The sequence below is a fragment of the Blautia sp. Sow4_E7 genome (assembly GCF_052116245.1).
GTDB lineage: Bacteria > Bacillota > Clostridia > Lachnospirales > Lachnospiraceae > Blautia_A.
This window is the reverse complement of the sequence record NZ_JBQKLL010000022.1, coordinates 41,184-55,952: the sequence shown is the minus strand read 5'-3', so window position 1 is coordinate 55,952 and position 14,769 is coordinate 41,184. Positions and strand designations below refer to the sequence as shown.

13 protein-coding genes are annotated in these 14,769 nt (G+C 45.1%); all 13 read right to left on the bottom strand.

Annotated elements, in window-relative coordinates:
* Window positions 1-199: 199 nt before the first annotated feature.
* Window positions 200-619 (bottom strand): twitching motility protein PilT, encoded by a 420-nt coding sequence (locus ACTQ50_RS12695; protein ID WP_441484525.1) that lies wholly within the window; start codon window positions 617-619, stop codon window positions 200-202.
* Window positions 620-838: 219 nt separating this feature from the next.
* Window positions 839-1,894, bottom strand: a complete 1,056-nt coding sequence (locus tag ACTQ50_RS12690) for a D-alanyl-D-alanine carboxypeptidase family protein (RefSeq protein WP_226818107.1) — start codon at window positions 1,892-1,894, stop codon at window positions 839-841.
* Complete coding sequence (locus ACTQ50_RS12685; RefSeq protein ID WP_226818109.1) at window positions 1,891-3,051, bottom strand: FtsW/RodA/SpoVE family cell cycle protein; 1,161 nt, start codon at window positions 3,049-3,051, stop codon at window positions 1,891-1,893. The genes ACTQ50_RS12690 and ACTQ50_RS12685 overlap by 4 nt, the downstream gene beginning before the upstream one ends.
* Window positions 3,052-3,055: 4 nt before the next feature.
* Window positions 3,056-3,298 (bottom strand): cell division topological specificity factor MinE, encoded by a 243-nt coding sequence (gene minE / locus ACTQ50_RS12680; protein WP_226818111.1) that lies wholly within the window; start codon window positions 3,296-3,298, stop codon window positions 3,056-3,058.
* Window positions 3,299-3,406: 108 nt separating this feature from the next.
* Entirely contained in the window at window positions 3,407-4,189 is a 783-nt protein-coding gene (gene minD / locus ACTQ50_RS12675) for a septum site-determining protein MinD (protein WP_226818113.1), read from the bottom strand.
* A gap of 94 nt (window positions 4,190-4,283) precedes the next feature.
* Entirely contained in the window at window positions 4,284-7,181 is a 2,898-nt protein-coding gene (locus ACTQ50_RS12670) for a penicillin-binding transpeptidase domain-containing protein (RefSeq protein ID WP_441484524.1), read from the bottom strand.
* Entirely contained in the window at window positions 7,166-7,693 is a 528-nt protein-coding gene (gene mreD, locus ACTQ50_RS12665) for a rod shape-determining protein MreD (protein WP_441484523.1), read from the bottom strand. Before mreD ends, ACTQ50_RS12670 begins: the two co-directional genes overlap by 16 nt.
* Window positions 7,683-8,657, bottom strand: a complete 975-nt coding sequence (gene mreC, locus ACTQ50_RS12660; protein ID WP_441484522.1) for a rod shape-determining protein MreC — start codon at window positions 8,655-8,657, stop codon at window positions 7,683-7,685. Before mreC ends, mreD begins: the two co-directional genes overlap by 11 nt.
* A gap of 21 nt (window positions 8,658-8,678) precedes the next feature.
* Window positions 8,679-9,692 (bottom strand): rod shape-determining protein, encoded by a 1,014-nt coding sequence (locus ACTQ50_RS12655; RefSeq protein ID WP_441484521.1) that lies wholly within the window; start codon window positions 9,690-9,692, stop codon window positions 8,679-8,681.
* 47 nt (window positions 9,693-9,739) lie between these two features.
* A complete protein-coding gene (radC, locus tag ACTQ50_RS12650; protein WP_441484526.1) occupies window positions 9,740-10,441 on the bottom strand; it encodes a RadC family protein in 702 nt (233 codons plus the stop codon).
* A gap of 183 nt (window positions 10,442-10,624) precedes the next feature.
* Window positions 10,625-12,223 carry an NAD(P)/FAD-dependent oxidoreductase gene (locus ACTQ50_RS12645; protein ID WP_441484520.1) on the bottom strand — a complete coding sequence of 533 codons (1,599 nt, stop codon included), beginning with the start codon at window positions 12,221-12,223 and terminating at the stop codon, window positions 10,625-10,627.
* Window positions 12,224-12,265: 42 nt separating this feature from the next.
* Window positions 12,266-13,441, bottom strand: a complete 1,176-nt coding sequence (locus ACTQ50_RS12640; RefSeq protein ID WP_441484519.1) for an NAD(P)/FAD-dependent oxidoreductase — start codon at window positions 13,439-13,441, stop codon at window positions 12,266-12,268.
* A 20-nt stretch (window positions 13,442-13,461) separates the two neighbouring features.
* Window positions 13,462-14,739: a methionine gamma-lyase family protein gene (locus tag ACTQ50_RS12635; RefSeq protein ID WP_441484518.1), complete on the bottom strand. Its 1,278-nt coding sequence runs from the start codon at window positions 14,737-14,739 to the stop codon at window positions 13,462-13,464.
* Window positions 14,740-14,769: the final 30 nt, after the last annotated feature.

Sequence of the window (14,769 nt, the reverse complement as noted above, 5' to 3'; positions counted from 1 at the left end):
TGCATTTTTCGTCATCATAAAAAACACCGCCCTTCTGATATTTATTATATCAGAAAAGCGGTTCCAACAATAGCAAAACCCTGCAAAAGCAGGGCTTTGTCTACAATCTGAAGGACATGACTTACAATTCAAGTCATGTCCTTATGTACCTTCTTTTGGTTTTACTGAATTTATAGCTGCAATATCATATCATCTGAGATTATAATGCTACTGCAATCTTATCCTGTAATGCTTCTGGTAACTCTTCTTTATCAAGGGTAATACTAACAACTACAGAAATGCCGTATTTCTCGCTGATCTTATCGAGCTGTCCGAGAGTATCTGTAACGTCTGCATCTTCCAGTTTGGAAACTTTAAGGAAGCTGTCCAGATAAATCTGCTCAAGATCGTGATCCTGGGAGATAATACCACAGATAAAACCTACGAACTCATCTGCATTCTTCAATGGATAAGAGGAAACGTCGATCAGACGTACCTTATTGTTAAGCTCATACATGTGTTTGGTACTCTTGTCAAGATAAACTATGCTTCCGTTAGCTTCTTTCACTGCGTTGTTTACTCTGTCTAAGAGCACTTTTGTTTTGCCTTTGCCTTTCTTTCCTACGATCAGTTCAACCATGATGTTTTCCTCCTTAGACAATATGATATTAAATTTTTACCAAAAACCTTGTTTAATATGTTTCATATTATAGTATAATTTTTCTAAAAATACAAGAGTTTTTTTAATATTTCTGTCTATTTTTCTCAATTGTGGCTACGATTCCGGGGCCCATGAAAAACATCACAGGAACAGCACCGGTCAGACAAACATCTTCAGCAGACCGTATTATCTTCCCTCTCAGTTAATGTTCTGCAGCAAAGAAGACATCTGCTGATAAAGCTCATCCTTGGTGGCAGCTCCCATTACAATGGAAATATAGGGCTTTCCGTAGGCATTCTGACTGAGCAGAGCCAGACAGTTTCCTGCATTGTCTGTGGTACCGGTTTTGCCTCCTAAAATGGTCACATTCTTTGGCGGGGTAGCTTCTCCGGTAAGATAGTGATCGGTAGCGGTTAAAGTAGTGCTTGCACTGCTTCCATCAGCATGTGTGTACTCTACCGTATAGGATCCCAACTGGGTGATATTGGTAAACTCCGGGTAATTCAAAGCCTCCTTTAACATCAGATATATGTCATAAGGAGTGGTATAATGATTCTCATCCTGCAGACCATGAGGATTGGTAAAATGAGTTCCTGTGCACCCCAGCTCCTGTGCATAGCTGTTCATCATCTCCACAAATCCTTCTGTAGAACCACCTACATGCTCTGCAATGGCTGCGGCAGCATCGTTGCCGGAATACACCAGAAGACAGTGAAGAAGCTGATCCATGGTAACCTGGTCTCCTTCCCAGAAACCGCAGACCTGGGAACCTTCTTCCAGATTCAGGTTCTCCTGTGTGATCGTCACTACGTCATCCATATTCCCATATTTCAGAGCAAGCATAGCGGTCATGATCTTGGTGATACTTGCCGGATACACTTTCTGAAGAGCCTGTTTTGAATAAAGGACTTTTCGGTCATCCAGATCCAGAAGAAGCCCTTTCTGTTCTTCCCCAAGGGATACTCCATCCATAGGAACATCTGATACCACCACGCATAAATTCTTGGCGAATCCATCTGCTCTAAGATTGTCGGAATCTGTTAGCCCTCCGGAAAATTCTTTGGATGCGGTGTATGGCTCATCCAATTTGCCAAAAATGCTTCCACTTCGAAGCAGGTAAATTGCTCCGATTCCCACACCACCTAGTATGATTAGAAGCAGAAGCAAAAGAATGGTATTTTTTATTCTCCACCTTCTTGCTTTGCGGTATTTTGCAGACTTGCGCCTGGAACTGTTCTTCTTTGCGGCTGTCATAAGTATTCCTCTTTCTTATCGATTTCTTTTTTCTTAAGTTCTTTATTATAAGCACTGCTCTGCAGACCTACATTCATCACCAGTCCCATACCGATAAACAGACTGACAAGAGAAGTCAGACCATAACTTACAAATGGAAGGGGTGTACCTGTATTCGGTGCCAGTCCTGTGGCAACACAGATATTCAGGAAACTCTGTATCGCCACAATACTGCCAATTCCACAGCAGACTATTTTTCCTGCAAGGTCCTTTGCACGCAGACTCATCCGGATACATTCCACCGAAATCAGCAATAGCAAAACAATCAAAGTGATACATCCTATGAATCCGTACTCTTCTCCTGCAACTGCAAAAATAAAGTCAGTCTGGTTCTCTGCAACAAAGTTTCCTGCATTTACGGAAGAAACCTGATCATCCCCTGAAAGCTTCTTTCCCACCAGCTCTCCAGAAGCAATTGCAGTTTTGGAGTTGTTCTGCTGTTCAATATCATCCTGATACTCCTCATTTTCTGGATAAAGGAATGACATAATACGCTGTCTCTGGTAATCCTTGATCAGTGTCTGATCTGGCTGCACAACAATGGACAAAAATATAATAAGCAGCGGAACAGCGATCAGGATCGCACCCCCAATGATCTTATAACTCAATCCGGCCACATACAGAAGAATACAGAAAATGATGGTTACTGTAATGGTATTCTTCATATCAGGCTGTGCATAGATCAACGCCAGCGGAACAGCCAAAAGAAGTACAGACTCTGCCAGTATCTTAAAGGTATTGATATCATCCTCGTGATCCATGAAAAACTTAGCGAAAAACAAAATAATAATGATCTTGGAAAGCTCTGTAGGCTGAAAACGGAAGCCTCCAATGTCCAGCCATCTGGAGGCACCACCAGCCTCACTTCCGAACAAACGCACACCAATAAGCATAAGCAGATTAAAGCCATACATAATCCACTGGAAATTCAATATCCAGGAATAATCCATTAAGGACAGGATCACAAGGATCACAAGTCCCATCACCACCCCCAAAAGCTGTTTGTTTCTTAAATCCGGTGAAGCGCTGGCCACCAGCTGTACTCCAAACAGACTGATCGCAGTCAGGAGAATTACCAGTTTAAAATTGTAAAAACGAAGCTTATACTGTTTAATCATAAATTTATCTGTCCTTTTTCGTTATCACCGGAATATATGCCATCAAAACCGGCGGTTCCTGTGATATCTGTATTTTTACTTTATTCTCCTCTATGGTTACATACTTTTTTACTGTATGTACCAGATCACTTTTTAACATTTTCATCATCTGTGGAGAGCACTCTATGCGTTCCGAGATCAGGAGCAGTTTCATCCTGTCACGGGCATATCCTGCCGAACGCCTTTTATCGTGAAAAAAAGGTTTCATGCAAAATCCCTCCGTTTTCGATTATCTGTTTACATAATATTATTATTGACAACTATACATTTCATAATCTATTTCCAGCAGATATCTGGCAGTGTGGCGAAATCTCATTTAATGTCTTTTAAACAATCTTGAGAACATACTTTTCTTCTGTTTGATCTCTACAAAAGGCACATCCTCTCCCATAAGTCTTTTGCAGATATTGCGGTATTCTTCCTCTGCCTGGGAATTCTTTCCGGAAAGCGGCTCTCCCTGGTTGGTGGCTACTACGATCTGCTCATCATCCAAAAGAGTTCCAATCAGGTCCACTGCCAGAATCTCTGTCACATCATCAACAGACATCATATCTCCCCTGGCAATCATATCCGGCCGCAGCCTGTTAATGATCAGATGAATATCCCGAAGATCATTTGCCTCCAGAAGACCAATGATACGGTCCGCGTCACGGATCGCGGACACCTCCGGAGTTGTCACTACAAGAGCCTTATCCGCACCTGCAATGGCATTTTTGAATCCCTGTTCGATTCCAGCTGGGCAATCCAGCAGAATATAATCAAACTCTTCCCGAAGATCATCTGTTAATTTGATCATCTGTTCCGGAGATACTGCTGTTTTATCCTTCGTCTGTGCTGAGGGCAGCAAATACAGTTCCGGATGACGCTTATCCTTGATCAGGGCCTGTTTCATGCGGCAGCTTCCATTTACCACATCCACCAGATTATATACGATCCGGTTCTCCAGTCCAAGCACAACATCCAGATTGCGAAGACCAATATCGGTATCCACAACTACTGTTTTCTTACCCATCATAGCCAATCCGGTTCCTATATTGGCAACGGTAGTAGTTTTTCCTACACCGCCTTTTCCGGATGTAATGACAATGACTTCACCCATTTCTTCTGATTCCTCCTAAACAAAATGTTCCAAAATTCTGGTATTTCTCTTATGGATATGCCTGCCAGGGCACTCCTGGCAGGCATAAACAGTATTAGTCATTCGATACATCACTGGTATCTGTGGAAGCAACACCGGTGAGAATAGAATCTTTATCCGCAAGATTGTACATATATTTGAAAATATCATTAGCAGCCAGACATGCATTACCAGAGCTGTAACCATTGGCAATACGGATTGCTATGGCATACTCTGGATCGGACGCAGGTGCATACCCAATAAAAAGTCCATGGTTTGGATGGCGAAGATCAAGCTCGGCAGTACCAGTCTTGCCTGCCACTTCTACACCAAGGCCATCAAACTGTGTATGTGTCTGAATTACACGGCGCATACCATCATGGATCACATCCCAGATATTAGAAGAAATATTTGCCACATCCTGAATCTCTGGTTCATATTCCTGGATCACTTCACCTTTTGGATCACTTACCTTGTCCAGCAGCGTCAGCTTGAAAATATTGCCGGAGGTAGCCATCACAGTGGCATAGCGTGCAAGCTCTGTGGTTGTAAACAGGTTATTTCCCTGTCCCATGTAGGATGGAACTGCTTTCGCATCTGATACCTTGGGAGATGCCTCAGAAAGCTCGATTCCTGTTTTCTGGTCCAGGCCGATCAAAGAAGCATATTCCTGAAGCTTGCTTAAGCTCTGTACCTCGGAAAATTCATTATCCCCAACTTTTCCAAGCTGGAAACCGATCATATTGAAGAAGTAGTTACAGGACTGTTCGATAGCCGTACGGATATCAAGTCCCCCGTGGCCATTCTTATCCCAACAGTTAATAGGCGGATCCACATAATCAAAGGTTCCGGTACATTCAATATAAGTACCCTCGTCAATAACCCCTTCTTCCATACCCGCAATGGTGGAAAGAAGCTTCAAGGTAGAACCAGGCGCTGTAGTCTGCTGGGTAGCCTTATTAAAGAATGGACTGGACTGGTCAAGTGCCAGCTTCGCATAATACTCTGTATCCATATCATTAGTCAGACGGTTATTGTCATATCCCGGATAGGAAACCAGAGCTACTACATCTCCTGTCTTTACATCTACCACTACTGCAGAAGCAGAACATGGCATCAGAGCCAGCTGTGCAGGCTCAATCTCCAGGGTATAGATCTTGTTGATCATGAAATCATACGCCCCGATTGCGCCGGAAGCCAGACTTTCGTATACGCCATCGTTCTTGTCCAGCACTCCCTGTTCGTAAAGGACAAGGCAGATTTCCTGGCCGGAAATGGTATCTCCAAGGAGCATGTACTTATACAAAAGCTTGGAGAATCCGGTATCTGTGCTGAGATAATCAATAATATAAGCCGTCAGAGCCTGGTAGATTTCTTCTGAATCCAGATATTCTCCCTCTGGTGAAAAGCTGCTGATATCGATCCATCCCTGGCTGGTAGCATAAGTCAGATAATCCTTCAGACTGATGCTCTCATCTGTTGTCCAGGCCTTATAGGTGGCATCTGAAGTATCTATGGCATCTCTGGAAATAATTCCCAGGGTATCCCTAAGAAGATCATTACAGATGTAGGAAAGATATTCCTGGGTTTCCTCATCCTCGTCCTTGTAGGCAGACGGATTGGATCCATTCAGCTTCTTGCTTATTGTATCAAAAACACTCTGCTGCTTTTGTTGAAATTTGGCATATAAATTTTTTTCTACGTCAGAAGCATCTTCATTACTGAATTTGTTAATATCGATGACACTATTGGAGATCAGCGCATTGTATACATCATAGATTGGAATACGGATCTGGCTGGCATCGGTAACGCTGGAATAGTCAAAGGTCTTCACAGCGTCAATTTTTGTCAGAAGCACACCGGCAACACGCTGCTTCAGGATCTGATAAATTGCAGACTGCCAGTCTGTATCAATGGTAAGCTGCACATCATTTCCTGCAACAGGCTCCACCTTGGTATCCTCGTCGATTTTCAGGACTTTTCCCAGGTTATCTACAGAAACAGTCTCTTTACCGTCTGTTCCCTGAAGAGTCAGCTCCATATACTGCTCAATTCCCGCTTTACCGACAACTGCATCATTGGAATAATCCGGGTTCTGCTTGCGAAGCTCTGTCAGCTCTTCGGAAGAAGCCTTACCTGTATACCCCAGGATTGGCGCCATACTTTCATCGTCAATGTACTGACGGATGGAATCCTCTACAACGTCAATTCCCTGAAGGCCAGTCTTATTCTCCATGATCGCAGCAACAGATTCCTCACTTACATTTGTAGCAATGGTAACCTGCATGTATTTCTTAAAACTGTTGGTATTCAATTCATAACGGATGGTAGCAATGTCCAGCATTTCCTGCCTGGTGAGGGTAAGCGGCAGACCGTGAGAGGTCAGCTCCTCCTCTGTGTACGCTCTGTCTCCGCTTAATACAATGGAAAATTTATCAGAGCCTGTAAGAAACTCCATCATCTGGGCAGCCGTTGCATTTTTCTGCTCTTCTGTCAGATTATCGATCAACGCCTCTCCATAAATATCTGCACGAAAACGGTTCAGGGTAAAGCCTTCTGCCACATCAAAGGCATATTTCCCATTGTTGTCAACAACAATATGAAAAGAATGGGTAATATCGTCTCCATTGCTGTGCAGGATCTGCAGCACCTGGTACGCCACACCATTTAACGTCAGGTTCTTTTCCCTGGTGGAAGTGTAAGTTCCGTTATCCTCCAGTGTCAGGGAATAGGACAGCACATTGGAAGCCAGAATATCACCGTTCCGGTCCAGAATATTTCCACGGGTGCTCTTGATCACTCGCTCTTTCGTTGTCCTTGCCTGGAATTTGCTGATATAGTCCTGTCCCTGGATGATCTGCAGATCAAACAGTCTACGGACCAGGATCACGGACATCACCACAAATGCCAGAATCAGAACAGATGTTCGTTTTAAACTGATTTTCTTAAAAATTCGCTTTATTTTAGTACCCAAATTGACTCACTTTCTTTCCTGGTTATGTTCATGTAGCGATAGTTAATGTAGCGGAAAATCCGGTATACAATCAAGGTAATAAATACCGTATAAAACATTTCCGGTATGATGATCCGGTAAAGATAGGTCCGAAGTCCCAGCCTTCCTCTTAAAAGGAACTGAAGTCCGTAAACCGATAAATTATATAAAAGGTCTGCGATTGCCGTAAGAAACATGGGGACCTTCACGTCATCATCATAATAAATCCTGTGTGCATACCCGCTTAGATAGCCAATATACATATAAATCAAAGCATAAAATCCAAACACGGATCCAAAAAACAGATCCACAAAGAGTCCTGAGAAATAGCCTGTCCACAGACCACTTTTGTGTCCCCGCATAAGGCCCATGGAAACGCACAGGACCAGCATCAGGTTAGGAGTTACTGATCCAATGGAGATCAGATCCATAACGGTACACTGCAGAAGAAAACATATTACAACGGTAAGAAAAAATACGATCTTACTCTTCATCTGCACCCTCCTGTCCATCTGTGGCAGCACCGCTGTCCTGGGAAGTACCATCACTGGAGCTGTCGCTGCCAGATGCACTTCCTGTAGCAGCAGTTCCATCTATTATGTCCTGCTTATTCACAGTGATGACAAACACATCCTTCAGATGAAGGAAATCTACAGGTGTCACAATGGTACCAGTCTTAGTCAGATTATTGCTGTCCACCTGTACTTCGCTGACATAACCGATAAAAAGTCCTTCTACAAATTTCTCACTGATATTGGAAGTAACAATACGTTCTCCTACGGTTACTTTGTTTTCCTGATCGTAGAGCTGCTCAAAGCGGAGCTTTCCCTCGTCGATCAGTTCCAGATCACCGTTTACGATACAATTGTCAGAGGTGCTCACCGTCATGGCACTGACACTGCTGCTGTCATCAATTATGGAGCGCACAGTCGCCCAGGAGGAACCCACCTCTGTTACAATTCCTACCAGGCCCTTTCCCGCGATCACATTATTGTCAACACGGATTCCGTCATTTGATCCTTTGTTGATCATAAACGTATCATACCAGTTCCCCGGATCCTTGGAAATGATAGTCGCAGCTACCTTTGGATAGTCCTCATAGGTCTGATCCAGATTATAAAGCTCTTTTAATCTCTGGTATTCTCCCTGATCCTGGATCAGCTTGTTGTTCTGTGTAGTCAGACTGTCCAGTTCTGCTTTCAGTTCTTCATTTTCGAAAAGCAGATCCTGCTTGTCCTTGAAGCTGTCACTTACAGAACGGACCATAGATCCAATCTTTTCAATGCTTTTTTCAAATGGAACTATGACAATTCCGGCAGCCTCCTGCAAAGGAGCTGTGGAAATCCCCGATGCAAAGGTGGCTACAATGCAGCTCAGACAGAAAAGAGTCATAATTGCCAGCAAATGCTTACTTTTCAGATTTATTCGAAACCGAAATTTTTTCTTAAGGTTTTTCATGGAATAGCACCCCTAAAAAATTTATAATTTTCTTTGTTTGATCGGCTGAGCCCACTTGCGAAGGTCTTTGTTATGGATGATTTCCTCAAGGCCCTTCACTGCAGAAGTCTCATAAAGATCCGACAGATTAAAGGAATATCCCGTATAACTCGCCAGATATGTATCAATGTGTGGAATCCTGGTACTTCCTCCAGTGAGATAAATTCCCTCTTTCGCTATGTGATAGGAAATCTGCGGGGGAATACGCTCCAGGAAAACCTTCATCTGGGCACCGATCTCATTGACACAGTTCATGATCCCTGCATTTACCACATAAGCGGAGATCACTTCCTCCCGCGGAAGACCGGATACGCTGTCGATCCCCACAACCTTGCGTGCCTGCTTATGCTGGTCAGCAAGTCGTCCCATTACCAGCTTCAGGCGCTTCCCGGTACGGGTACCGATCTGAAGATTATAGCGCTTGCGCACCTCGCTGCACACCGCCTCATTCATCTGGCGTCCGCCAATGGGAATCTTCTTACTGATGATAATACGTCCGCCTGTGATAATGGAAAAATTCGTGCTCTGGGCACCAATATTCACCACCATACTGCCCGCATTATTCTCCAGATCCACCCCCATGGCGATCGCATCTGCAATGGGCGCCTCCACCATATAAACACGGTTCTTGCGAAGCCAGTGGCCGTTCGCCACCTGGTAATAAGCCCGTTTCTCGATCGCAGTCATGTCCAGGGGAACGGCAAAATACATAACAGAGCCGATTCCTAAAATTTTATCAATTTTTCTCATCATACTGTAAAGTACAATTTCCTGCAGTTCCAGATTGGCTATCATACCAAAAGCCATCGGCGAACTTACGGAAATGTCAGATGGTGCTTTTTCAAACATTTCATACGCTTCGTTGCCCACGGCTATGATTTTGCGGCCTTTCGCCGCAATCATGTTCTTCTCAATGTAGCTTTTATTTCGAATCATGGAATAAACCTTGACGGAACTGCTTCCAAGGTCTATTCCATATGTTTTTTCAAACAGCATATATCTGTCCCTTCATCATTCTCCTACAGAAAGGCGTCCTCACAGGATCAGTAGGCAAGCATTCCCTGTTCCCGGAAGCTGATATACTTCTGGTCGCCTATCACAATATGGTCCAGAAGCTTTACCCCAAGAAGCTCTCCGGATGTATAAACGCGCTCTGTGATCTCCTGGTCACATTCACTTGGCGTCGGATCACCGCTGGGATGATTGTGGACCAGTACCACACCTACCGCATGATACTTAAGTGCCTCCATAAAAATTTCCCTTGGAGTGATCAATGTACCATTTACGGTTCCTCTGGAAATGATTTCTTCCTTCAGAAGATGGTTCCTTCCATCCAGCAGCATAACAATCAGCACCTCCTGTTCTTCGTGACGGAGATGTTCCATATAGTATTTCGCTATGGTGATGGGTTCATTGAAAGAAAGTCTTGGTCTGGCAACAGCAGACGCCATCCGCTTGGAAAGCTCCCCGATACATTTCAGCTGGACGGCTTTGACTTTCCCGATTCCGTTCACCTTCATCAGATCCGGAATGGACATATGTAAAAGTCCCAGAAGTCCCGGATATGAGGTATCTTTCGTAAGACTTAAGATCTGGTTGGCAAGTACAAGGGAGTTGGTTCCCTGTACGCCGTTTCTCAGGATCACTGCCAGAAGCTCACTGTCGCTGAGCACCGACGGTCCCCACTGCAGACATTTCTCATAAGGTCGTGAAGACTCCGGCAATTCTCTGATGGTCTGTTTCATTTCATTCATTTATTTTACCTGCAGTTCTCCAGGGCTGACAGGTAGGATGCTGCCTGTATACCACAATAAACGGATTTCGCTTATTCCCCGGGGCAGACAGACAGTTTTACAACTTTTATCCCGCATTGTTCTTCACAACGCAGACTCATTTTAGCATAAAAAAGGAGAGATGTACACTCTCTCCTAAAAATTTCTAAACTTTTTAGAAATAGCCTCCGCTACTTTTATGCCATCCATAGCCGCTGAGGTGATGCCGCCTGCATAACCAGCGCCCTCTCCGCAGGGATAAATTCCCCCATAGTTTGCCTCCAGAGATTCTTTATCCCTTACAATACGTACTGGGGAGGAAGTTCTGCTCTCCACACCGGACAGCACTGCGTCAGGCCGGTCAAAGCCTTTGATCTTCCTGCCGAATGCCAAAACCCCTTCCTCGATAGAGTCCCCGATCTCTTTTGGAAAAATACTGCGCACATCTCCCGGAACATAAGCACCTTTGATACATGGCTCCACTTTTCCCAGGGTTGTACTTGGTTTATGCTTCTGGTAATCTTCAAACAGCTGTACCGGAACCTTTCCATTTCCAGCCTTCCATGCCGCCCATTCCAGACTGCGCTGAAAGGCAACGCCGCCCAATGGACCTTCTTCCGGAAAATCTGCCGGTGTCACAGACACGATCAGTGCACTGTTTGCATTGCGGCTGTCTCTGGCCTGGTAACTCATGCCATTTACAGCAAGCATTTCCGGTTCTGAGGAAGCATTTACCACATAGCCTCCCGGGCACATACAGAAAGAATATACTCCACGGCCATTTTCACAGGTGTGAGTAACCTTATATGCAGCAGCCCCAAGCCTTTCGTTTTCCTCTTCCCCATAAAGAGCCATGTTGATCATGGACTGGGGATGTTCCATACGCACACCTACGGCAAAGGATTTCGGTTCCATATAGATGCCCTTCTTTTCAAACAGAATGAAGGAATCTCTGGCGCTGTGTCCAACAGCCAGCACACATACCTCTGCCGGAATCCGCTGTTCCCCATTCACTTCTACTTCTTTTAACTGGTCCTTTTCAAAAAACAGGTCTGTGACTTTACTGCGGAACCGGAAGCTGCCTCCCATTTCTTCAATCTCATGGCGAAGCTTTTCTACAACCCCAACCAGCACATCAGTACCAAGATGAGGCTTCTGCTGATAGATGATCTCTGCTGGAGCACCCGCCTGTACAAATCGTTTCAGGACCTCGTGATTTCTTCCAGACGGATCTTTCACAAGGGTATTCAGCTTTCCATCGGAAAAAGTACCAGCGCCGCCTTCTCCGAACTGTACATTGGAATCCGGATCCAGAACTCCGTTTTTCCAGAAATTCTCCACAGTTTTCTGACGGACATGGGCTTCCTCGCCCCGTTCCAGAACAAGAGGACGATATCCGGCTTTTGCCAGATACCAGGCGCAGAAAATTCCAGCCGGGCCGCTTCCTACGATCACTGGAGGATGCTTCAGCTGGGCTTTCCCAGGCTCTGGAAATTTATATTCTTTTTTCTCGGTTAACGTAATATTATTATCGTGAACCTTTCGAACAATCTTACTCTCTAGATTTTTTTCCTGCAAAGCTACATCCACTGTGTATACAAATTTCTTGTCATCTTTATGACGGCAATCCAGGGACTGCTTCACAATTTCGTAAGTGAAGCTCTCATTTTTCAGGCGCAGCGCCTTGTGGATCTTGTGGCTTAGCTCTTCCTGGGTATGATTGATTGAAAGCTTCAGCTGGGTAATTCGGATCATGTTGTTCTCCTTTTTCCGGATTGCTTATATGCAATTTTACCTTTAAACATTTTTCTGCTGTCTTGCAGCGTTGGTTCCTGCCACATAACCGCTGGACCATGCCCACTGCAAATTGTAACCACCGCATTTTCCATCTACATCCAGAAGCTCTCCAGCAAAATATAAGCCTGGATTTTGTCTGGATTCCAGAGTCCTTTTGTCAACCGATCTGGTATCAACACCACCGGAGCACACTTGGGCCTGCTCAAAGGACTGGTAGCCAGTTACTTTAAGCGGATAGCAGAAGATCGCTTCCTCCAGATCCTTTGCTGCCAAAAGCACCTTGGCTAGCTTGTCTGGGAAAAGTCCGGTCAGGAATTCCTTTTTGCCTTTATATGGACAATTTTCCTTCCGCATTTTTAAAAATGTATTTAGCTGCTCCCTGGAAAATTCCGGCAGGAAATTCAGGTTCAATGTCACATTCTTCCCTTGTTTCAGGGCGCGGATCCCATAGCGGCTGATCTGAAATACCGGGATTCCGGATACGCCATAATCCGTAAGCTGCAGTTCGCCAGTTTCTTCTGCAGCCTTTTTCCCGTCCACAAGCAAGGTAGCTCTGCCCTCTGTACGAACCCCAGCCCAGCCGGAAAAGCCGGTATTCTTGCATTTCAGGGCTGTCAAAGCCGGAAGAGGCTCTATGATCTTATGTCCTAAGGCAGCAGCCAGCTCATAGCCGCTTCCATCGGAGCCGGAAATTGCAGATGCTTTGGAACCGTTTGCCAGGATCACGGCATCTCCTTCATATGTCCAGCCTTCCACCTGAATTTTCCAGATATCCGGTTCCCGAAAAACACGCTGCACTTTCTGGTTGGTCTTGATCTTAACTCCAAGATTTCGGGCTTCCATGCATAATACCTCTGCAACGCTTGCGGCCTGCCCGCTGTGAGGATACAGATACCCGTTATTTTTATTCACAGGATAAATTCCAAGTCTTGTAAAAAAAGCTATGGTATCTTCCACAGAAAACTGTTTCAGAGCCTCCTGCCAGAAATCTGGATCTTCGCTTCGGTAAGCGTCCGCCTGCGCCTGGATATTGGTAAAATTACATTTGCCGTTTCCGGTGGCGCAGATCTTTTTCCCTGGTTTTTCGTTTTGTTCCAATATGGTTACGGCTGCACCATTTTGGGCAGCTGCAATGGCAGCCATCAGCCCGGAAGCTCCGCCGCCTACTATGATCACACATTTTTTTTCCATATTTTTCAAGGTAATTTCACTAAATCCTGCTCTACAAGTTTCTGTAAAGACATCATGACACCAAGTTTTGCATGCTCCCAGGTAAGTCCACCCTGGAAATATACAGCGTACGGCTCTTTTACCGGTCCATCTGCTGAAAGCTCAATAGAAGAACCCTGCACAAATGCACCTGCTGCCATAATGACCTGGCTGTCGTAGCCTGGCATATCCCATGGCTCCGGATCCACATAACTGTCAACCGGGGCAGCAGCCTGAATACCTTTACAGAATGCGATCAGTCTTTCCGGACTGTTTAAGGTCACAGCCTGGATAATATCCTGTCTTGGCTCTGTAGAGTTGGGAACCACATCAAATCCAAGCTTCTCATAAATATTGGCTGCAAAAACAGCGCCCTTCAACGCGCCCTTGGTTACCATAGGAGCAAGGAAAAATCCCTGGTAGAAGGAACGATTTACTCCAAGGGAAGCACCAACTTCTGCTCCAAGTCCCGGACAGGTCATACGGTAGGAAGCATTTTCCACGCATTCTTTGGTTCCTGCAATATAACCGCCGATAGGAGCAAGTCCGCCGCCTGGGTTTTTGATCAAGGAACCAACTACCATATCCGCTCCAACATCACTTGGCTCGATGGTATCCACGAACTCACCATAGCAGTTGTCTACCATACAGATCACATCTGGCTTAATGCTCTTTACAAAGGCGATCAGTTCACCGATCTGCTTCACTGAAAAGGATGGACGAGTCATATAGCCTTTGGAACGCTGGATCTCCACCAGCTTTGTTTTTTCGTTGATGGCTTTGCGGATATTTTCATAATCGAAGGTGCCATCTTCCAGAAGATCTACCTGACGGTAAGTAACCCCATATTCTGCAAGAGAGCCCTTGGAAGGACGGATGCCGATCACCTCTTCAAGAGTATCGTATGGCTTTCCTGCCGGTGCCAGCATTTCGTCTCCTGGACGCAGGTTTCCAAAAAGGGCAATGGCAAGGGCGTGGGTTCCACAGGCGATCTGTGGACGCACCAGACAAGCCTCTGTATGGAAGGTGTCTGCGTAAACTTTTTCCAGAGTATCACGGCCATAATCGTTGTAGCCGTATCCGGAAGAAGAGCCGAAACACTCCTCACTGACACGGTTTTTCTGCATAGCCAGAAGGACCTTCATCTGGTTGTACTCCGCAGTCTTGTCAAACTGTTCAAAACGATCCTTTAAGGATTCCTCTATTTCGTGACAAAAATCGTAAACCTGGGAAGAAATTCCCAGCTGCTGATATAATTCTTTCATAATAATTCTTTCCGTCTGTCTGACGGTATT